The organism is Amphritea sp. HPY (genome assembly GCF_050870985.1).
Lineage (GTDB): Bacteria > Pseudomonadota > Gammaproteobacteria > Pseudomonadales > Balneatricaceae > Amphritea.
This window is the reverse complement of sequence record NZ_CP194015.1, coordinates 4,768,663-4,787,341: the sequence shown is the minus strand read 5'-3', so window position 1 is coordinate 4,787,341 and position 18,679 is coordinate 4,768,663. Positions and strand designations below refer to the sequence as shown.

Sequence of the window (18,679 nt, the reverse complement as noted above, 5' to 3'; positions counted from 1 at the left end):
GTATGAGTAACAAGCCACGTATTGCTGTGCATAAGTTCAGCTCCTGCGATGGTTGCCAGCTGGCCTTCCTGAACATGGGCGAAGACCTGCTCAACCTCGCCGAGCAGGTAGATATTATTCATTTTGCCGAAGCCGGTGCCGTTGCCGAGAGCGCCAAGGTAGATATCGCCTTTATTGAGGGTAGCGTCGTCACCGCACACGATGAAGAGCGCATCCGTCAAATCAGGAAAAACTCCGGTTACCTTATCACTATAGGGGCCTGCGCCACTTCCGGCGGAATTCAGGCGCTGAAGAACCTGGCCGATGACGCAGCACAATGGCCGGCACAGATTTATGGCCAGCCACAATATATAGATTCTCTGGATTGCTCCGGTGCGATAGCCGATTACATCAAGGTTGATTTTGAGCTTTGGGGCTGCCCTATTAACAGTGCCCAGGTGATTGAACTGGTTAACTCTCTGCTAAGAGGTGTCAGTCCGACCGATCATACCGACAAAGTCTGTCTCAGCTGTAAGCAGGAACAGGTTGTCTGTACTCTGGTAACCCAAGGCAAGCCCTGTCTTGGCCCCGTCACCCGCGCCGGTTGCGGAGCTCTGTGCCCCAAGTTTGGCCGCGACTGTTTCGGCTGCTACGGGCCTGCAGAAAGCAGCAACGCGAGCGGTTTGGCTAATCGTTTTAGCGGACTGGGTCTGGTACCCGATGAGATACAAAGACGTTTCCAACTGATCCACTCATCCGCAGAGCAATATCAAAGCGTAATTCGGTCGGAGCAAAGCGATGACTAAAAAGAATCTCAGTATCAGAGTACCGATTCTGGCCCGGGTCGAAGGTGAAGGCGCGATGGACCTGGAAATCCGCAACGGTATTATCGAAAAGCTTCAGTTAAGGATTTACGAACCGCCGCGCTTCTTCGAGAAATTTCTTGAAGGCCGTGCCTACCATGAGATTCCGGATATCGTGGCACGTGTCTGTGGTATCTGCCCGGTGGCTTACCAGGTCAGTGCGGTTAACGCGATAGAAAGTGCGTTCAATATGGACCCCGGCCCCTGGGTTGCGGCGATGCGCCGCTTAATCTACCTCGGCGAATGGATAGAGAGCCACGCCCTGCACATTCACCTGCTGGCCCTGCCTGACTTTTTCGGCTACGACACCGGCATCGCGATGGCCAAAGATCATCCCACCGAAGTCCGCCGCGGCCTTATGTTGCAGAACCTGGGTAACGAAATAATGCGCACTATCGGCGCCCGTTCGGTGCATCCGGTATCGATCAAAGTCGGCGGTATGCACAATGCACCGGATGAAGAGAAACTGGAACTGCTGCTGCGAGCGCTGGAACAAGGCCTGCCGGAAGCGATCGAAATGACGGAGTGGCTGGCAACGATAGACCTGCCCGATGATCAGCAACAGTTCAATTATGCTGCGCTTTGCGCCGACAACTATGCGGTCGAAAACGGTCAACTGGTGAGTAACACCGGACTCAAACTGAATCCACAGCAGTATGAAAACCACTTCAACGAATTCCACCAGCAGCAATCCACCGCACTGTGGAGCCAGATGGATGGAGAGGCTTATCTGGTCGGTCCTCTGGCCCGGATGAACCTGACCTCACAGACTCTACCCTGTGAGAGTGCGGCAATACTCAATCGTTTTAACGACCGTTTCCCCAGTCACAATATGTTCGACAGTATGCTGGCCCGGGGTATCGAAATCTGCTTTGCGATGCAGGAAGCGATCCGGATCCTGCGTGACTATCGCCGCCCGGACCAGACCTTTATCGAACCGACACCAAGAGCAGGTAACGGTTCTGGCTGGAGTGAAGCCCCCCGCGGTCTGCTCTGGCATAGCTATGAGCTGGATAACCAGGGCATCATACAGAACGCCCGCCTGGTACCGCCCACCAGCCAGAACCAGGCACGCATCGAACAGGACCTGCACCAATCATTACTGAATTTCGGGCTGGATAACAGCGACGACGATATTCGCCGGCACTGTGAAAAAGTAATCCGTAACTACGACCCCTGTATTTCCTGCGCCACCCACTTCCTTAAACTCAATACGGTACGCCAATGAGCGACAGGACTTTAAGGATAAAAATCATCGGTCTGGGTTCACCCCATGGCGATGACCAGGCCGGCTGGCAAGTGATTCGAAAAGTAGAACAGGAGGAGCTGCCGGAAAATATAGAGCTGCTCAGTCTGGACAGACCAGGACCGGCACTACTAGGTTACTTGCGCGATTGCGACCGGGCCATACTGATCGATGCCTGTATGGCTGGCTGGACAGCAGGTGCTATCAAGCGATTCAGTTTGCAGGAACTGTTGGATTGCGCTGAACTGCAAGGCCGAAGCAGCCATCAACTAGGCATCGCGGACAGCCTGCAACTCGCAATGATAACCGGACATGAACTACCTGACATTCAATTGTTTGCTATCCAGATTGAACAATCACAACCACTCCAACCAATAGGTGATGTAGTTGCTTCAGCCTGCAATAAGCTCAGCCATCAATTGCTAAAGCAACTACTCATAGATACATAACAACCTATCAGTACCCCGGCGCCCCTAAACGAAGTCAGGCCGAGTTTGTCCGGGTCGAAAAATCTAATTAGATGAAGAGTATTTCGGGGGCAAAGAATGGGAGGGTTGAATACAAACACGTACGACAAAGAATAACGAAACGACTCCAGAGTTAAATCAACATCTAACGTTGCTGGTTCACAATCCAGAGTCTTAAGAACTCAATTCCGCGGCGGCATCATCGGGAAATGGCTTACCGTACCGGTGCCTTTCGCTTCGGTAATTTTCGCTACGCCTTCCTGGGTTACCTCATCGATACGGATCACCGAGTGCATCGGAATATAGCTGCGCTCGACACCTTCAAACTGCTGCTTCAGCTTTTCCTCAGATGGATCAACCACCACTTGTGTCTGGCTGCCGAATACCAGCTCTTCTATTTCGAGAAAGCCCCACAGATCGCTCTGATAGATATAACGGGCGTAAATCTCGTACACCTCGTCCTGATTAACAAATTTAATACGATATATAGGGTCTTTAGCCATGGTTCTGTACTTACTCATAAGATTTATCAGCCTGCTATATGGGGCTGACTCTGTATGATTACAAGTCAGGTTAAAAACTATGCACTCCGGCTGCCATAACGTATAATTCCTGCCCCTTTAATTCCCCCGAAAGAACAGGTGTGTAATGGCGAAGAAGCTATTCATTAAAACCCATGGTTGCCAGATGAACGAATATGATTCCGCCCGTATGGCGGATCTGTTGGGTGACAGCCACGAACTGGAACTGACCGATAACCAGGATGAGGCCGATGTGCTGCTCCTGAATACCTGTTCGATTCGGGAGAAGGCGCAGGCCAAGGTATTTCACCAACTGGGCCGCTGGCGCAAGCTGAAAGCGAAGAACCCTGATCTGAAGATCGGCGTTGGCGGCTGTGTCGCCAGCCAGGAAGGCGAAGCTATCCTTAAGCGCGCACCTTACGTGGATATGATCTTTGGGCCACAAACCCTACACCGACTGCCTGAAATGATCGACCTGACCAATGTCGAGGCCAAGGGCATCGTCGATATCAGTTTCCCGGAGATCGAAAAGTTCGATCACCTGCCCGCACCTAAGGTTGAAGGGGCCGAAGCCTTTGTTTCAATTATGGAAGGTTGCAGCAAATACTGCACATTCTGCGTGGTACCTTACACCCGTGGCGAAGAAGTCAGCCGCCCGTTGGACGATATTCTGGCAGAGGTGGTTGAACTGTCTGAACAGGGGGTACGTGAGATCCACCTGTTGGGCCAGAACGTCAACGCTTATCGCGGGCCAACCCATGACGGTGACATCGCCGACCTGGCCGAGCTGATCCGCTGTACAGCCGCCGTCGACGGTATCGACCGCATCCGTTTCACTACATCCCATCCAGTGGAGTTCAGCGACAGTCTGGTCGAAGCTTACCGTGACGTGCCTGAGCTGGTTAGTTTCCTGCACCTGCCGGTACAAAGCGGATCCGACCGGATACTGATGGCGATGAAGCGTGGTCATATGGCGCTGGAATACAAGTCGCTGATCCGCAAGGTGCGTGCCGCCAGACCGGATATTACATTATCCTCAGACTTCATCATCGGTTTCCCCGGCGAAACCGATGCCGATTTCGAAGCGACCATGAACCTTATTCAGGAGATCGGTTTCGATACCTCCTACAGCTTTATCTACAGCCGTCGTCCTGGCACACCCGCCGCCGACCTGCCGGATGATGTATCTGAAGAAACCAAGAAACTGCGCCTGAGTATTCTGCAGGATCGCATCACCCAGCAGGCGCAACAGATCAGTCGCCGCATGGTCGATAGCGTCCAGCGCATTCTGGTGACCGATTACTCAAAGAAAGATCCGGGTAAACTGCAGGGCCGCACCGAAAACAACCGGGTGGTGAACTTCCGTTGCGACAATCCTGATATGATCGGTCACTTTGCCGACGTCCGTATTATCGATGTCTACACCAACTCTCTGGTAGGCGAACTGGTCAGCTCCGAGCTAGACTAAACGCTCGCTCAGCAACGGCTGAATAGCCTGTTTTAAGCAGGCTGAACTAAACTATTAACAGTGACCCGTTAAGGAATTTTTTTTGAATACAGCGCAATCGATCAAGCTCACTCTGCAACCGGACAACCCACAACACCTGTCCAACCTCTGTGGCCAGTTAGATGAGCATCTGCGTTTGATGGAGCAACGTCTGGGCATCGATATCAGCAATCGCGGTAACACTTTCAAACTTCAAGGTTCATCCAGCCTGATCAGAGCTGCCGCTAAAATGCTGGAACAGCTGTATGAAGAAGCGCAGAAAGGTACGCTGATCACCCCGGATCAGGTCCATCTGATCCTGCAACAGTCAGGCGTTGAACAACTACAGGGCGCTGTTACATCGGCCACTGTTCCACAGGCGGATATTTCTATTCAAACCCGCAAGGCTCTGATCCGCCCACGGGGTCCTAACCAGCAAAGCTATGTCCGTTCGATCCTGACCCACGATATCAATTTCGGTATCGGCCCTGCGGGTACCGGTAAGACCTATCTCGCGGTAGCCTGTGCTTGCGAAGCGCTGGAGCGGGAAGAAGTTCGCCGTATACTGCTGGTGCGTCCCGCTGTTGAAGCCGGTGAAAAGTTGGGTTTTCTGCCCGGCGATCTGAGCCAGAAAGTCGATCCTTACCTGCGCCCGCTGTACGATGCTCTGTATGAGATGCTGGGTATTGAACGGGTCACCAAACTGATTGAGCGCAATGTCATTGAAGTGGCTCCGCTGGCGTATATGCGCGGCCGCACACTGAACGGCTCGTTTGTCATTCTTGATGAGAGCCAGAACACCACCCGCGAGCAGATGAAGATGTTCCTGACCCGTATCGGCTTTGGTTCAACCGCCGTGATTACCGGTGACACCACTCAGATAGACCTGCCAAAAGGGGTTCGTTCCGGCCTGATCCATGCGTCGGAAGTACTGAAAGACGTGACAGGCATAGGCTTTACCCACTTCACAGCTAAAGATGTGGTGCGTCATCCGCTGGTGCAGCATATAGTCCAGGCCTACGATAAGTTTGAACAACAACATCCGCCTAAGCAGAACGAACGATGAGCTATTACGTAGACCGCCAGTGCCAGATCGAAGATTCAGGCCTGCCCTCAGAAGAACAACTGACCCAATGGGTCAGTGCCGCCCTTAACAACAAAATGGATCAGGCCGAGCTATCGATCCGTATCGTTGATGCCGAAGAGAGCCAGCAGCTTAACGCTGAATACCGGGGCAAAGACAAACCGACCAACGTTCTATCCTTTCCTTTTGAGGTGCCGGATGGCATAGAACTGGACCTGCTCGGTGATCTGGTAATCTGCGCAGAGGTCGTCAGCCGGGAAGCCGAAGAGCAAAAAAAACCTTTGTTTAACCACTGGACCCACATGGTTGTTCATGGAGTCTTGCATCTGCTTGGATTCGATCATATAAATGATGACGAGGCAGAGGAGATGGAAGCGCTGGAGACTGAAATACTCGCGTCTTTGAGCATTCCAGACCCTTACCTTATTAATGAATAATCATTGGGGAACACCATGAACGAAGACCGATCGGGCAATGGCCCGCAGAAAACCTGGCTGGGCAAGCTGGCCCAAGCATTTTCTGACGAGCCGAAAACCCGAGCTGACCTGCTGGCAGACCTGAAAGACGCTGCCGATGAAAACGTACTTGATCAGGAAGCCCTCAGCATTATCGAAGGCGCTATGCAGGTATCCGATCAGCAGGTGCGGGATGTCATGATCCCCCGTTCGCAAATGGTGGTGGTCGAATCCGACCTGACACCAAAAGAATTTCTACCTATTATCATCTCCAGCGCCCACTCCCGGTTTCCGGTAATCGGTGAAAATCCCGACGACATCCTTGGCATTCTGCTGGCAAAAGACCTTCTGCCACTAATCCTGGACGGTAATCTGGAAAACTTCGATATCACCCAACAACTGCGCAAACCAACCTACATTCCTGAAAGTAAGCGTCTGAACGTCCTGCTAAATGAGTTTCGTGCTACCCGTAACCATATGGCGATAGTGGTCGATGAATACGCTGGCATTTCCGGCCTGATTACGATTGAGGACGTGCTTGAACAGATCGTTGGCGAGATCGAAGATGAACATGATGCCGAGGAAGATGATGGTAATATCAAGCCTTTTGATGAAAACGGTTATATAGTCAAAGCGCTGACTCCGATCGAAGATTTCAATGAATTTTTCGATGTTGGCATGCCGGATGATGAATTTGATACTATCGGCGGTATCGTGACACAGCAGTTCGGTCACCTGCCACGCAAGGAAGAAACAGTACAGATCGATGAATTTCACTTTAAAATTCTCAGTGCGGATACCCGCCGCATACGCCTGTTGCAGGTTACCAGAAGCGAATAGGAATACAGCTCATGGCCGATAGCACTCAGTTTATCCTGTTACGGGTGCTACTGGCCCTTACTGCCGGCGCAATTGCCCCACTGGCACTGGCACCGTTCGACTACTGGTACCTGTCAGCCATATCTGTCGCACTACTTTTCTTTACCCTGCAGGGCTGCACCCCGAAAGCATCCGGCTGGCTTGGCTGGTGCTACGGACTCGGCTTCTTCGGCGTTGGCATATCCTGGGTTTTCGTCAGCATCCACGAACACGGCAACGCTCCCACGTTGCTGGCGGGAAGCTTAACCGGACTATTTGTCGCGGCGATGGCGATCCTGATGGTGATTCAGTGCTGGCTCTACCGCAGACTGTTCTATAACGTACTCGGCTTCATTGCGTTATGGCTGCTGTTTGAATGGCTACGCAGCTGGCTACTGACCGGCTTCCCCTGGCTCTACCTGGGATACGCACTGCTCGATACCCCCCTGGCCCAGTACGCACCTTTCGGCGGCGTGTGGCTGCTTAGCCTGTATGTCGTACTGAGCGGGACCTTGCTGATCACTATCATTAAGCGCTGGCAGCATCCGCTACAGGCTTTCGCGATGATAGCCATAATTATTATCCCCTGGTTTGCGGCAGAAAAAGGCAAGATACCCACAGACCTGACCCGGGAACAAGGTGACGAAGTCAGCGTGATGATGGTGCAGGCTAATATACCGCAGCAACTGAAATGGCAACGCAGCGAACTGGACGGGATCATGCAAAAGTATGTCGACCTGAGCCAGGATAGCGGCAAAGTCGACCTGTTGATCTGGCCGGAAACAGCGATTCCGACCTTCTATCGCAACGCATCAACTATGCTCAGCCCACTGATGGAATATCTGCAACAGAACAATACCGGAATGATCAGCGGCATCCCCTCGGTATATCCAGACCCAACAAAGCCCCGTAATATCGGCTATCACAATAGTCTGAGCGTTTTTGCTGGCGGTAGCGGCAGCTATCATAAACAGCGGCTGGTGCCATTCGGCGAGTATGTACCGCTGGAGCAACAGCTGCGTGGACTGATCGATTTCTTCAACCTGCCGATGTCTAACTTCAGTCTCGGCCCTGAAAATCAGCCACCACTTGAAGTTAACGGACTTAAGATAGCCCCTTACATCTGCTATGAGATCGCCTATCCGGAATTGGTCCGGCAATCCAGTCTGACCAGCGACCTGTTACTCACGGTCAGCAACGATACCTGGTTCGGCCACTCAATTGCCCCCGCCCAACATCTTCAAATAGCCCGAATGCGGGCTTTGGAAACCGGCCGCTGGCTGATCCGCAGCACCAATAACGGTATCAGCGCACTGATCTCACCCCGAGGCGAGATAACCTCAACTATTCCACAATTTGAGCAGGCCGTACTGATCGGCAACGTCAAGCGTATGGAAGGTCTCACCCCATACCAACAATATGGCGTGAAACCGTTACAGGTCGCGGTAGTGGTAATGCTGTTCTTCGCTTTGATCACCCGACCAAGGGCGAATCGCAGAAGAACGTATCAAACTTCCTGATCAGCGCTGCTGTTCCAGCAATGCTATTCGTCGCTTTGATCGCCTTCCCAGGGCGCCGAAATACGTATAAAACTCTCTGATCCGCATTTGTAGCAGGGTTCAATGCGGCTGGTCCGGGTCAGAGTCATCGGTTCACCGCACATAAGGCAGGAGAATGTACCAGCCGCGGCGATCTCACCGGAGGCATACTGTTCTTCTCCATGCTGCAACCGCTGTTCCAGTTCAGTTATACCAATACGGGTACGGTCGGCCAGATCCATTAACTGCTGGGCTACCTTCTGCTCCAGAGTATTCAGATCAAAACTCAACCAGGCAGCAATCCCCTCTCCGGTCTCGTGGGCATAATAGCCCAGTCGTTTAAGATCCCGTTTCAGATAAGCGTTGAGAAGGTCCATCTCATCTCGGGTCATCTCTTCTGCGGTCAGTTCTAACTCAACCGCCTCTTCGATCTTCGACTGCAGATAATCCCATGATCTGTACTCTGCATCCTCCAGATTACTCCGTAACCGGTTCAGAACCCGGTCATATTGAGCACTGCGATCCATTCCGCTACTGTTTTTATCGCCCATAATCCTTCTCCAAAAACGACTTAAGCCTATATGTAGCATTGCATATATTGTATCCTATGCGCCATAGCTGAAACTTTCCATTTGAGATTAAAGCCGGTACCGATAAGTTGGCCGGCTTTCTTATAATTTGAGTCAAAATGAACGAACAATATAAGCCACGGCACATTGAACCTGAGGTTCAGAAATTCTGGGTTGATAACAACAGTTTCAAAACAACTGAAGACCCTTCCAAAGAAAAATTCTATTGCCTGTCCATGTTCCCCTACCCTAGTGGTCGGCTGCACATGGGGCATGTTCGTAACTACACCATCGGCGATGTCGTTTCCCGCTACCAGCGGATGCAGGGTAAAAATGTCCTGCAGCCTATGGGCTGGGACGCTTTCGGCCTGCCGGCAGAAAATGCCGCGCTGAAAAACAATGTACCCCCAGCTAACTGGACTTACGAAAACATCGATTACATGCGTACTCAGCTGGACCTGATGGGTTTTGGTTATGACTGGAGCCGCGAGGTTGCCACCTGCCATCCGGAATATTACCGCTGGGAGCAGTGGTTCTTCACCCGCCTGCTGAAAAAAGGCCTGGTCTATAAGAAAGAAGCTGAAGTGAACTGGGATCCTGTGGATCAGACAGTACTGGCTAACGAACAGGTTATCGATGGTCGCGGCTGGCGTTCCGGCGCTCTGGTTGAGCGCAAGAAGATTCCACAATGGTTCCTCAAGATTACCGATTACGCTGACGAACTACTGGACGACCTGGACAAGCTGGCAGAGTGGCCGGAACAGGTGCGTACGATGCAGCGTAACTGGATCGGCCGTTCCGAAGGCGTTGAGCTGAACTTCCATGTTGACGGCTTTGGCGAACTGGAAGTATTCACCACCCGTCCGGATACGCTGATGGGCGTGACTTACGTTGCCGTAGCACCAGGTCATCCGTTGGTGCTACAAGCTGCGGCAAACAATCCTGAACTTGCCGCCTTCGCTGAAGAGTGCAAGAACATGAAAGTGGCCGAAGCTGACATGGCCACCATGGAAAAGAAAGGCTTCGCTCTGGGTATTGAAGCCATCCACCCGATTACCGGCGATAAAGTACCAGTATGGACGGCAAACTTCGTCCTGATGGATTACGGTTCCGGCGCGGTCATGTCAGTACCAGCCCATGACCAGCGCGATTACGAATTCGCCAAGAAATACGACCTGCCGATCAAACAGGTAATCCGTCCGACAGACGACAGTCAGGCTATCGACATCGATAGTGAAGCCTTTACTGATAAGGGTTTACTGGTTAATTCCGGTAATTTCGACGAACTTGATTTCGAGATGGCGTTTAAGGCGATCGCCGCCGAACTGCAAAGCAGCAACAAGGGCAAGGTAACCATTAATTACCGCCTGCGTGACTGGGGTGTATCCCGCCAGCGTTACTGGGGCACGCCGATTCCGGTGATCAATTGCGATAGCTGTGGTGCGGTTCCGGTACCTGAAGACCAACTGCCAGTAGTTCTGCCAGAAGAAGTCACCTTCGACGGTGTCGGTTCTCCGATCAAGAAGATGGATAGCTTCAAGCAGACTACCTGCCCAACCTGCGGTGGCGCTGCCGAACGGGAAACCGATACCTTCGATACCTTCATGGAATCCTCCTGGTATTACGCCCGTTACGCTTGTCGCAACGCAGAGACTATGCTGAATCCTGAGCAAGCCAATTACTGGCTGCCGGTGAACCAGTACATCGGTGGTATCGAGCACGCAATTTTGCACCTGTTGTACTCACGTTTCTTCCACAAACTAATGCGCGATGAAGGTTTAGTTAATTCCGACGAGCCATTCGAACGCCTGCTGTGTCAGGGCATGGTGCTCGCCGAAACCTACTACCGTGAAGACGAGAAAGGCGGCAAGGACTGGATCTCGCCACAGGACGTTAAGGTTGAGCGCGACGATAAAGGCCGTGTTATTAAAGCGGTTCATATCGAAGACAACCTGCCAGTTGAATCTGCCGGCATGGGCAAAATGTCCAAGTCGAAGAACAACGGTATCGATCCGCAGATGATGATCGATAAGTACGGCGCCGATACCGTGCGCCTGTTCATGATGTTTGCCGCACCACCGGAGCAATCTCTGGAATGGTCTGATTCCGGTGTCGATGGTGCCCAGCGCTTCCTGCGCCGCCTGTGGAAACTGGTATACGAGCATCTGCAGAGCCCCGGCGATAACGTCGCACTGAATGCTGATGCGCTGGATGAACGCCAAAAAGAGATGCGTCGCAAGACCCACGAAACGATCAAGAAAGTCAGCGACGATATTGAGCGCCGCCAGACCTTCAACACCGCAATCGCTGCGGTGATGGAGCTGAGCAACGCCATTAGTCGTTTTGTTGATGCCAGCGATCAGGGCCGCGCGGTAACCCGTGAAGCACTGTCTGCTGCTGTTCGCCTGCTGGCGCCTATCGTACCTCATGTTACCCACCAGCTATGGCTTGATCTGGGTAACGATGGCAGCCTGCTGGATAGCGAATGGCCGGTCGCCGACGAGGCCGCAATGACCCGTGCCAGCGTACAGATGGTGGTGCAGGTTAACGGTAAAGTCCGGGCTAAGATCCAGGTCGCAGCTGACGCCGATGAAAGCGTCGTCTTACACACTGCGCTTGCCGATGAAGGCGTACAACGCCACATGGATGGTAAAACGATTCGTAAACAGATCGTGGTACCAAACAAACTGGTTAATATTGTCGTAGGCTAACAGGGAACTCAAGATGACAAGCCGTATGCGCCCATCAGCAGTAGCAGCATCACTTTTGCTGTGTTGCACAATGTTGTTAACCGCCTGCGGCTTTCAGCTGCGTGGTTTTGTTGATATCGCCGAGCCACTGAAACAGCTCGCGATTGAGACTCCAGAGAAGGTTCGCAGTCAGGTTGAAAAACCTCTGCAACGATATCTGGAGGCCAACGGCGTTCAGATATTGCCAGCTACCCAGGCTAACTATCTGCTGCAGATCATCGAAGAAAGCCATACCCGTCGTACCGCAACACTAAGCGCATCGGCTGATATCGACGAATATGAGCTGACCGGAAAAGTCCGCTTCCTGGTGAAAGACCGTGCTGATGAGATCGTACTGGCGGAACAAACGGTTATCGTTGAGCGTACTTATGACTACGACGCTGACAACGAAACCGCCAGCGAAGCACAGGAACAGCAGCTGCGCCAGGAAATGAATCTACAACTGGCCAGCCAGATAGTACGTTTCTATACCGCTATCCAGCCTGCCCAGTAGGAAACACCAGCATGAAGATTAAACCGGAACAGCTCGCGGGGAAACTCAGCCAGACACCTGCTCCGGTTTATCTGATCACCGGCGATGAAACCCTGCTGGTCGAGGAAAGCGGCGATCTGCTACGGCAACACCTGTTCAAAACAGGCTTTATCGAACGCGAAACCTTATACACCGACGGTAGCTTCAAGTGGGAATACCTGCTCGAGTGTGCCAACGCCCTGTCCCTGTTCGCCGAACAGAAAATTATAGAACTGCGCCTGAGCAACAAACCCAACAAACAGGCCAGTGACATATTGCGGGAGTACCTGAGTAATCCGCCACCGGATAACGTACTGCTCATTATCGCCGGCAAACTGGACGCCGCGGCAAAAAAAAGCGCCTGGTTCAAAGCGATCGATCAACAAGGCATTATCGTTGAGATCTGGCCGGTCGAGCTACAGCAACTGCCGGGCTGGATTAATAACCGCGCCCGCCAGATCGGCCTGACACTGGAGCACGATGCCGTTCAGATACTCTGTGAGCGAATCGAAGGCAACCTGCTGGCGGCAAAGCAGGAACTGGACAAACTTAACCTGCTCCATCCTGGACAGACCCTGACCGCAGACATGGTCATCGACAGCGTCTCCGACAGCTCGCGCTATGACATTTACGGTCTGGTCGATGCCGCAATTCAGCAGCAGGTACCGCGCAGCAACAAGATCATCGAAGTACTGAAACAGGAAGGCACCGAAGCCTCTGTCGCCTTATGGGCAATCAGCCGCGAAGTCCGCTCCCTGCTGGCTATCCAGCAAGGCATGCTAGACGGCACCCCATTCGATACCATCTGCCAGAAAGAACGTATCTGGGGCAAACGAAAGAACCTGGTTGGCGCAGCTGCTCAACGCATCCCTGCCGATACCCTTAAACAGATGCTCAGCCGCTGTTTTGAAGCGGACCAACAGATCAAAGGTGCCCCGGGGGATGCCTGGCTGACTTTGACCGGTATCGTCCTGCAACTGGCTGGGGTACGGTTGAACTTAAGTAGCTAGATCGCCGCTGCGCGGCTAGCTAGAACGTAACGCAAGCGTCACTGCTAGTGGCTAGAAAAATCAAAAGCTGAAAACCTAAAAAACCGCCGGTGGCGGTTTTTTTATACTTGGTCAGCGACTGTCTTTAAGTCATTGAGTGATTGACAGCTGTTTCCAGGCGGATGTTGTCATGTAGTGGGCAGCGCTCGCATACTGCATCGAGAAACTCAGCTTTTTCAGCTTTGGTAAGATCGGCATCGATCTGTGCTTTAACAGTAATGGTCTGAAAGCCTACCCGATCCTCAGTATCCTTCCCCAGCAGGCCCGCAGGGTTTAGCTCTGCATCAACACTGATCTCCATACCGCGCATTTCAATCTTTTGCTGAGTCGCTGCGATACGGGCAATGCTCTGAATACAGCCCGCCAGCGAAAACAGAAAATATTCCAGCGGCGTCGGCCCCTCGTCGGTACCACCTGCCGGTTGTGGTTGATCGATAGTCAGCTTATGGCCGCGAATGTCAGAGGTTACTTTTGCGCCCGCCAGCATAGAAGTCGATACAGAGATAGTTTTGTTAGCCATGGAAGTCCTTTTAAGTTACATAAGAATTATCTAATGTATACATTATGCCTAAGGTTAGGCCTAGAAGCTATATAGAGGACTAACGCTTTGGGGGGATGAGAACGCCAGCTGTCAGACCGCCGCTTCGCGGCTAGCTAGAACGTGACGCAAGCGTCACTGCTAGTGGCTAGGAGAGGCTGGTCGATTCAACCAAGTCTATCAGCCCAACTGCCATTGTTATGGTTTTTACAGTTTTCCTCAGTGTCATATGTAATCTGGGAGGATATATTTTTAACATTTACATCAATTTCACCAAGCTTCTTCTGGATTAGAGATGCCAGTTCACTTGTTCTGCCCTGCGACATACAAAATGCCAGGTTTTCATTGCTATCAAAGACACAAACAATCTTGAGGCTTTCAGGAAAATCAGAATAGTTAACAAGGTGAGTCAGCCATTGAAAGCCATCTAATTGCTTCAACGCCGTTTCACACACATCGGTTAAAGCGATCCGAATGTTGTTGTCCATTTTCTTATCAGATTTACGCATTCTTTATCTACCATCTAAAGCTTTATATAGAGGCCCCCAAAATAAATAAACGCACCGGCTTTGCAACAGGTACGTTTCTTTCAGGACTGGCTTTTTCTAGCTACTAGCAAGTCGCAGAGCGACGTTCTAGCTAGTCGAACTTGTTCGACGGTCTAGCTACTGCCTTTAGGTGATTTTTTCACCCATAGCCTGAAGATCGGCATGGTAGGAAGACCGAACTAAAGGCCCGCTGGCGACCTGGGAGAAGCCGAGTTCTTTTGCCACTGCCGCATACTCGTCAAACTCTTCCGGAGTGACGTAGCGGTCTACCGGCAGGTGATCCCGGCTCGGCTGAAGGTACTGGCCGATGGTCAGCATATTGACATCGTGGGCGCGCAAGTCTTTTAATACTTCAAAGATCTCTTCCTTGGTCTCGCCGACACCCACCATCAGGCCTGATTTAGTACGTACATCGGGGCAGCGCTTCTTATACTGCTGCAACAGTTTCAGCGACCACTCATAGTCAGCACCCGGGCGTACTTTACGGTACAGTCGCGGCACGGTTTCCATATTGTGGTTAAACACGTCCGGCGGTGTCTGTTGCAGGATATCCAGCGCAATATCCATGCGACCACGGAAGTCCGGCACCAGGGTTTCCACCTGTATAGAAGGGATCGCCAGACGGGTTTCAGATATACATTCAGCGAAGTGCCCTGCACCACCATCGCGCAGATCATCACGATCCACCGAGGTAATAACCACATAGCGAAGCTTCATATCAGCAATCGCCGCAGCCAGTTCTTTTGGCTCATTCTCCGGCAGGGCATTAGGTCGGCCATGGGCAACATCGCAAAACGGACAGCGGCGGGTACAGATATCGCCCATAATCATAAACGTAGCCGTACCATGGCTGAAGCACTCACCCAGATTCGGACAACTGGCCTCTTCACAAACGGAAGACAATTTATGCTGGCGCAATTTATCTTTAATGCCATTTACTTTCGGCGATGATCCCAACTTAACCCTGAGCCATTCAGGCTTACGCAGCATCTGGTCACGTTCGGTTGGAATTACTTTTACCGGAATTCGTGAGACTTTTTCAGCGCCTCTCAGCTTCACTCCGGCTTCTGCACGTTGCGGTTTTGAGCTTTTTTCTTCAGACATGGCTATATTAGTCCAGTGTGGTCTTGCTGGTCCGCTCGGTATAGTCGAGTCTTTTAACCAGTATCTCTGTAAGCGAAGTTTTCACAGTAGTCGGATCAAGGCCTGGTACCAGCTGACTAAGGCAGGTTACCGCCATGCCAGCATAGCCGCAGGGATTGATCCGGTTAAAAGGTTCCAGATCCATGTTCAGATTAAATGCCAACCCATGGAAAGAGCAGCCTTTACGCACCCTCAAACCTAAGGAACAGATCTTCGCCTGTTCGACATAGACTCCGGGCGCATCCGGTTTTACGTAAGCTTCAACACCGGACTCAGCCAGCACTTCAACAATGCTCTGCTCCATCCGTGCAACCAGCTCACGTACACCGAATTTCTTACGGCGCAGATTCAGCAACAGGTATACCACGACCTGTCCCGGACCGTGGTAGGTCACCTGACCACCGCGATCAACCTGCACGACCGGAATATCTCCGGTATTAATTATATGTTCTGCTTTACCCGCCTGCCCCTGAGTAAATACGGGCTCATGCTCCAAGACCCAGATTTCATCGACTGTATCGGCGCCCCGGTTGGCGGTAAAGTCCTGCATCGCCTGCCAGGTCGGCAGGTAAGGAACCTGTCCCAGATTGCGGATTATCAGTTGTTCAGACAACCCCATCAGATCACCATCTGCACCCGGCCACTAGCTTTCAACTCCAGATGCAGCTCATTAAGTTGCTCTGCTCCGGTCGCGGTAATCTTCAGGCGAATAGAAACGAAAGTGCCTTTACTACTTGGCTGGTGCTCCAGCGTTGACAGGTCAAGATCAGGCGCATGCTTGCGCACGATATCAATCACCAGCTCTTTAAAGTCTGGGCCGTCACGACCAATAACCTTGATCGGATAGTCGGCACAGGGAAATTCAATTTTTGGTGCTTCTTGTTCGTTCATTTTCTAACTCTCTAACGCATCAGCTACAGTCACCCCGCATCAGGGATTGCTGATAGCGGATAAACAGATCAAACATCTGAGCCCATAAGGCTCCCTTCTTTCCATCGGCAATCGGTTGTCCATCTATATTCAGGACCGGCACGATCGCCCGGGTTGAACTACTGATCCAGACTTCATCCGCAGCCATCAGTCGTTCATAATCAATATCCACCTCCTGGGTGGGAATGCCATGTTCATCAGCCAGATCGAGTATCAGCTCACGAGTGGTCCCGCCAAGAATCTCTGAGCTGCGCTTAGGGGTATAAATAACCCCTTTATCGATCACAAACAGGTTACACGAAGCACCCTCGGTGAGAAATCCATCACGCATCATCAGCGCTTCGTCGGCCCCGGCATGCTTCGCCTGCTGCACTACAAGTATATTCGGTAGCAGGCCATTGGCTTTAATATCACAGCGGTGCCAGCGCAGATCCGCAGTTACTATCGCGCGGATTCCGACAACCTGCTCAGCGCCCCCTTGATAGATATCCCTGATCGGATTACAGCAGGCAAATATCGTAGGCTCCATGCTGTCATCGTAACTATGGCTTCGACCATCAGCAACACCCCGGGAAACCTGCAGATATGCCGACAAGTTACCCCCGCCATTGGCGGCCACCAACTGCTGCAATATACTCTGCCAGTCTCGCTCAGCCTTTATATGTACCGCTTTTAAGCTGTGCTCAAGGCGCTGTAGGTGAGCCTCCAGACGAAACCCTACGCCCTGATAAAACGGGATCACTTCGTAGACACTATCACCAAACAGAAAGCCCCGGTCGAATACCGAAATTTTTGCCTGTTCAGCCGGTAACAACTGGCCGTTCAAATATATTATGTTCATCTATAAACGACAAATGCCCGCATCAGCTGATGCAGGCATTCCTCCCTGAGTAATCTGCTGCCGGATCAGTTAATTAAATTATAGAAAAACAGTGCGATCGCATCCCAGATCCGCTTCAATAACCCTGCTTCTTCGATCGCTTCCAATGCAACTACCGGTACTTCTGCAACAACCTGGTCGTTAAGCATCACCTTAGCCATACCGAATGCCTGACCTTTAGTAACCGGTGCGGAAATCACTTTATCCAGGTCAAGTACCGCCTTTAGTTGTTCTGACTGGCCACGGGGAATAGTCACCGCCAACTCTTCTGTCAGGCCCAGCTTCAGTTGATCCTGCTCACCGGCCCACACTTTAGTCGTTTCCAGTACCTGGCCGGCATCATAAAGCTTGTGTGTGCGGAAGTAGCGGAAAGCGTAAGCCAGCAGCTTCTGACTCTCCTGGGCGCGGGCTTCTTCGCTGTTAGTACCCATAACCACACTGATCAGACGCATACCTTCACGTTTAGCAGAAGATACCAGACAGTAACCTGCAGCATCCGTATGGCCTGTTTTCAGGCCATCGACACTGTTATCCCGCCATAACAATTTGTTACGATTGGGCTGGCGAATTTTGTTATAGGTAAAATATTTCTCGGAATAAATGCCATAATGTTCTGGATATTCCTGAATAATCGCGCGGGCCAGCAACGCCAGATCCTCGGCTGATGCATAGTGATCCTCTGCCGGCAAACCAGTAGCATTCATAAAGTGGCTGTTCTGCATACCCAGCAAACCGGCATGCTGATTCATCAGGTCAGCAAAGGCCGCTTCACTGCCCGCAATATATTCCGCCATGGCAACACTGGCATCATTGCCGGATTGAATAATAATACCTTTCAGCAAGTCACTCAGCAGAACCTGAGTGCCCTCCTGGATAAACATCCGCGATCCCGGTGAACGCCAGGCCTTAACTGAAACCGGCACCAGATCACTCTTACTGATATTTCCTTTAGCCAGTTCAGCCGCAATAATATAGCTGGTCATCATCTTGGTCAGGCTGGCAGGAGGGAAGCGCTCAGCCTCACGACTGGACATGATCACCTTGCCGGTATCAGCATCCATTACCATATATGCCCGGGCCGCCACTTGCGGTGGTGCAGGTATCAGGCTTGCGGCCTGCGCGGGTAAAATAATAACCATTGCCAACAACAGAGAACGGATAATAAGATTCTTGATCATGATTTTTAACTATTTCCAACAGTTACAGTGGGTCTGACTTACAATGAGCGACAAAAGAACGAACAACAGCAAATAGGACCGATAAA

Annotated in this window: 20 protein-coding genes; 11 read left to right on the top strand and 9 right to left on the bottom strand. The window is 51.8% G+C overall.

The features are described from left to right. Nucleotides 1-2: 2 nt before the first annotated feature. The 3 genes from ACQUQM_RS21295 to ACQUQM_RS21285 are packed head-to-tail and all read left to right on the top strand — an operon-like array spanning nucleotide 3 to nucleotide 2,537. Nucleotides 3-785 (top strand): sulfhydrogenase subunit delta, encoded by a 783-nt coding sequence (locus ACQUQM_RS21295; protein ID WP_432471878.1) that lies wholly within the window; start codon nucleotides 3-5, stop codon nucleotides 783-785. Further along, complete coding sequence (locus ACQUQM_RS21290) at nucleotides 778-2,070, top strand: Ni/Fe hydrogenase subunit alpha (RefSeq protein WP_432471877.1); 1,293 nt, start codon at nucleotides 778-780, stop codon at nucleotides 2,068-2,070. The genes ACQUQM_RS21295 and ACQUQM_RS21290 overlap by 8 nt, the downstream gene beginning before the upstream one ends. Beyond that, nucleotides 2,067-2,537, top strand: a complete 471-nt coding sequence (locus ACQUQM_RS21285) for a hydrogenase maturation protease (RefSeq protein WP_432471876.1) — start codon at nucleotides 2,067-2,069, stop codon at nucleotides 2,535-2,537. Before ACQUQM_RS21290 ends, ACQUQM_RS21285 begins: the two co-directional genes overlap by 4 nt. 200 nt (nucleotides 2,538-2,737) lie before the next feature. Here ACQUQM_RS21285 and ACQUQM_RS21280 read toward each other — a convergent pair whose 3' ends face one another. Next, nucleotides 2,738-3,058: a DUF1820 family protein gene (locus ACQUQM_RS21280; protein ID WP_432474860.1), complete on the bottom strand. Its 321-nt coding sequence runs from the start codon at nucleotides 3,056-3,058 to the stop codon at nucleotides 2,738-2,740. 145 nt (nucleotides 3,059-3,203) lie between these two features. Between ACQUQM_RS21280 and miaB the strand changes: the two genes are divergently transcribed. The 5 genes from miaB (at nucleotide 3,204) to lnt (ending at nucleotide 8,479) form a co-directional block, all read left to right on the top strand. Then, a complete protein-coding gene (miaB, locus tag ACQUQM_RS21275; protein WP_432471875.1) occupies nucleotides 3,204-4,544 on the top strand; it encodes a tRNA (N6-isopentenyl adenosine(37)-C2)-methylthiotransferase MiaB in 1,341 nt (446 codons plus the stop codon). A gap of 82 nt (nucleotides 4,545-4,626) precedes the next feature. After that, complete coding sequence (locus tag ACQUQM_RS21270) at nucleotides 4,627-5,628, top strand: PhoH family protein (protein ID WP_432471874.1); 1,002 nt, start codon at nucleotides 4,627-4,629, stop codon at nucleotides 5,626-5,628. After that, entirely contained in the window at nucleotides 5,625-6,083 is a 459-nt protein-coding gene (ybeY, locus tag ACQUQM_RS21265) for an rRNA maturation RNase YbeY (RefSeq protein WP_432471873.1), read from the top strand. Before ACQUQM_RS21270 ends, ybeY begins: the two co-directional genes overlap by 4 nt. Before the next feature lie 15 nt (nucleotides 6,084-6,098). After that, nucleotides 6,099-6,941, top strand: a complete 843-nt coding sequence (locus ACQUQM_RS21260; protein ID WP_432471872.1) for an HlyC/CorC family transporter — start codon at nucleotides 6,099-6,101, stop codon at nucleotides 6,939-6,941. Between the two features lie 11 nt (nucleotides 6,942-6,952). After that, nucleotides 6,953-8,479 (top strand): apolipoprotein N-acyltransferase, encoded by a 1,527-nt coding sequence (gene lnt, locus ACQUQM_RS21255; RefSeq protein WP_432471871.1) that lies wholly within the window; start codon nucleotides 6,953-6,955, stop codon nucleotides 8,477-8,479. Nucleotides 8,480-8,502: 23 nt separating this feature from the next. Here lnt and ACQUQM_RS21250 read toward each other — a convergent pair whose 3' ends face one another. Further along, the gene (locus ACQUQM_RS21250; protein WP_432471870.1) at nucleotides 8,503-9,048 is read right to left on the bottom strand and encodes a zinc ribbon-containing protein; all 546 of its coding nucleotides are present in this window, start codon (nucleotides 9,046-9,048) and stop codon (nucleotides 8,503-8,505) included. A 137-nt stretch (nucleotides 9,049-9,185) separates the two neighbouring features. Between ACQUQM_RS21250 and leuS the strand changes: the two genes are divergently transcribed. The 3 genes from leuS to holA are packed head-to-tail and all read left to right on the top strand — an operon-like array spanning nucleotide 9,186 to nucleotide 13,337. Continuing rightward, nucleotides 9,186-11,777, top strand: a complete 2,592-nt coding sequence (gene leuS / locus ACQUQM_RS21245) for a leucine--tRNA ligase (RefSeq protein ID WP_432471869.1) — start codon at nucleotides 9,186-9,188, stop codon at nucleotides 11,775-11,777. Nucleotides 11,778-11,790: 13 nt separating this feature from the next. Continuing rightward, on the top strand, nucleotides 11,791-12,309 hold the full coding sequence (gene lptE / locus ACQUQM_RS21240) for an LPS assembly lipoprotein LptE (RefSeq protein WP_432471868.1): 519 nt from the start codon (nucleotides 11,791-11,793) through the stop codon (nucleotides 12,307-12,309). Nucleotides 12,310-12,320: 11 nt separating this feature from the next. After that, nucleotides 12,321-13,337 carry a DNA polymerase III subunit delta gene (gene holA / locus ACQUQM_RS21235; RefSeq protein ID WP_432471867.1) on the top strand — a complete coding sequence of 339 codons (1,017 nt, stop codon included), beginning with the start codon at nucleotides 12,321-12,323 and terminating at the stop codon, nucleotides 13,335-13,337. 124 nt (nucleotides 13,338-13,461) lie between these two features. Here holA and ACQUQM_RS21230 read toward each other — a convergent pair whose 3' ends face one another. The 7 genes from ACQUQM_RS21230 to ACQUQM_RS21200 all read right to left on the bottom strand — a co-directional run bounded on the left by ACQUQM_RS21230 (nucleotide 13,462) and on the right by ACQUQM_RS21200 (nucleotide 18,593). Next, nucleotides 13,462-13,896 (bottom strand): OsmC family protein, encoded by a 435-nt coding sequence (locus ACQUQM_RS21230; protein ID WP_432471866.1) that lies wholly within the window; start codon nucleotides 13,894-13,896, stop codon nucleotides 13,462-13,464. Nucleotides 13,897-14,081: 185 nt separating this feature from the next. Beyond that, entirely contained in the window at nucleotides 14,082-14,423 is a 342-nt protein-coding gene (locus tag ACQUQM_RS21225; protein WP_432471865.1) for a Fis family transcriptional regulator, read from the bottom strand. 165 nt (nucleotides 14,424-14,588) lie between these two features. Continuing rightward, complete coding sequence (lipA, locus tag ACQUQM_RS21220) at nucleotides 14,589-15,566, bottom strand: lipoyl synthase (RefSeq protein WP_432471864.1); 978 nt, start codon at nucleotides 15,564-15,566, stop codon at nucleotides 14,589-14,591. 7 nt (nucleotides 15,567-15,573) lie between these two features. Beyond that, nucleotides 15,574-16,224, bottom strand: a complete 651-nt coding sequence (gene lipB / locus ACQUQM_RS21215; RefSeq protein ID WP_432471863.1) for a lipoyl(octanoyl) transferase LipB — start codon at nucleotides 16,222-16,224, stop codon at nucleotides 15,574-15,576. Further along, nucleotides 16,224-16,496 (bottom strand): YbeD family protein, encoded by a 273-nt coding sequence (locus tag ACQUQM_RS21210; RefSeq protein ID WP_432471862.1) that lies wholly within the window; start codon nucleotides 16,494-16,496, stop codon nucleotides 16,224-16,226. Before ACQUQM_RS21210 ends, lipB begins: the two co-directional genes overlap by 1 nt. Nucleotides 16,497-16,515: 19 nt before the next feature. Then, on the bottom strand, nucleotides 16,516-17,376 hold the full coding sequence (locus ACQUQM_RS21205) for an aminotransferase class IV (RefSeq protein WP_432471861.1): 861 nt from the start codon (nucleotides 17,374-17,376) through the stop codon (nucleotides 16,516-16,518). A gap of 65 nt (nucleotides 17,377-17,441) precedes the next feature. Then, the gene (locus ACQUQM_RS21200) at nucleotides 17,442-18,593 is read right to left on the bottom strand and encodes a D-alanyl-D-alanine carboxypeptidase family protein (protein ID WP_432471860.1); all 1,152 of its coding nucleotides are present in this window, start codon (nucleotides 18,591-18,593) and stop codon (nucleotides 17,442-17,444) included. Nucleotides 18,594-18,679: the final 86 nt, after the last annotated feature.

Excerpts from the sequence above, each read along its gene's own strand:
- ACQUQM_RS21295 (WP_432471878.1), top strand. The coding sequence starts at position 3 with ATGAGTAACAAGCCACGTATTGCTGTGCATAAGTTCAGCTCCTGCGAT.
- ACQUQM_RS21290 (WP_432471877.1), top strand. The coding sequence starts at position 778 with ATGACTAAAAAGAATCTCAGTATCAGAGTACCGATTCTGGCCCGGGTC.
- ACQUQM_RS21285 (WP_432471876.1), top strand. The coding sequence starts at position 2,067 with ATGAGCGACAGGACTTTAAGGATAAAAATCATCGGTCTGGGTTCACCC.
- ACQUQM_RS21280 (WP_432474860.1), bottom strand. The coding sequence starts at position 3,058 with ATGGCTAAAGACCCTATATATCGTATTAAATTTGTTAATCAGGACGAG.
- miaB (WP_432471875.1), top strand. The coding sequence starts at position 3,204 with ATGGCGAAGAAGCTATTCATTAAAACCCATGGTTGCCAGATGAACGAA.
- ybeY (WP_432471873.1), top strand. The coding sequence starts at position 5,625 with ATGAGCTATTACGTAGACCGCCAGTGCCAGATCGAAGATTCAGGCCTG.
- ACQUQM_RS21260 (WP_432471872.1), top strand. The coding sequence starts at position 6,099 with ATGAACGAAGACCGATCGGGCAATGGCCCGCAGAAAACCTGGCTGGGC.
- lnt (WP_432471871.1), top strand. The coding sequence starts at position 6,953 with ATGGCCGATAGCACTCAGTTTATCCTGTTACGGGTGCTACTGGCCCTT.
- ACQUQM_RS21250 (WP_432471870.1), bottom strand. The coding sequence starts at position 9,048 with ATGGGCGATAAAAACAGTAGCGGAATGGATCGCAGTGCTCAATATGAC.
- leuS (WP_432471869.1), top strand. The coding sequence starts at position 9,186 with ATGAACGAACAATATAAGCCACGGCACATTGAACCTGAGGTTCAGAAA.
- lptE (WP_432471868.1), top strand. The coding sequence starts at position 11,791 with ATGACAAGCCGTATGCGCCCATCAGCAGTAGCAGCATCACTTTTGCTG.
- holA (WP_432471867.1), top strand. The coding sequence starts at position 12,321 with ATGAAGATTAAACCGGAACAGCTCGCGGGGAAACTCAGCCAGACACCT.
- ACQUQM_RS21230 (WP_432471866.1), bottom strand. The coding sequence starts at position 13,896 with ATGGCTAACAAAACTATCTCTGTATCGACTTCTATGCTGGCGGGCGCA.
- ACQUQM_RS21225 (WP_432471865.1), bottom strand. The coding sequence starts at position 14,423 with ATGCGTAAATCTGATAAGAAAATGGACAACAACATTCGGATCGCTTTA.
- lipA (WP_432471864.1), bottom strand. The coding sequence starts at position 15,566 with ATGTCTGAAGAAAAAAGCTCAAAACCGCAACGTGCAGAAGCCGGAGTG.
- lipB (WP_432471863.1), bottom strand. The coding sequence starts at position 16,224 with ATGGGGTTGTCTGAACAACTGATAATCCGCAATCTGGGACAGGTTCCT.
- ACQUQM_RS21210 (WP_432471862.1), bottom strand. The coding sequence starts at position 16,496 with ATGAACGAACAAGAAGCACCAAAAATTGAATTTCCCTGTGCCGACTAT.
- ACQUQM_RS21205 (WP_432471861.1), bottom strand. The coding sequence starts at position 17,376 with ATGAACATAATATATTTGAACGGCCAGTTGTTACCGGCTGAACAGGCA.
- ACQUQM_RS21200 (WP_432471860.1), bottom strand. The coding sequence starts at position 18,593 with ATGATCAAGAATCTTATTATCCGTTCTCTGTTGTTGGCAATGGTTATT.